The sequence below is a fragment of the Enterobacter sp. UNJFSC 003 genome, from assembly GCF_036903355.1.
GTDB lineage: Bacteria > Pseudomonadota > Gammaproteobacteria > Enterobacterales > Enterobacteriaceae > Enterobacter.
The window spans coordinates 1-272 of sequence record NZ_JBAKHK010000161.1 but is presented as its reverse complement, the minus strand read 5'-3'; the positions used below and the strand labels follow the sequence as shown (position 1 = coordinate 272).

1 pseudogene is annotated in these 272 nt (G+C 37.5%); it reads left to right on the top strand.

The annotated features are described in order from the left end of the window. Positions 1–183: pseudogene (ais, locus tag V5P19_RS23600) on the top strand (lipopolysaccharide core heptose(II)-phosphate phosphatase Ais); the annotation flags it as partial. Between the last annotated feature and the right edge of the window lie 89 nt (positions 184–272).

Genomic DNA, 272 nt, shown 5'->3' with positions numbered 1-272 from the left:
ATTAAGGACTTACAAAGCAAAGCGCCTGATAAAAATATCGTTATTTTCACCCATAATCATTGCCTGACATATATTGCTAAAGATAAGCGTGATGCGACATTTAAACCTGATTATCTGGATGGTTTAGTCATGCATGTGGAAAAAGGCAAAGTTTATCTGGATGGGGAATTCGTTAACCACTAAATTTTCAATCTGACAGCCAGTAATGGCTGTCATCATTGTTACAGAAGACCTTTCAAACGTAACGTTTTTCGGGTGGCGACATTCAAATC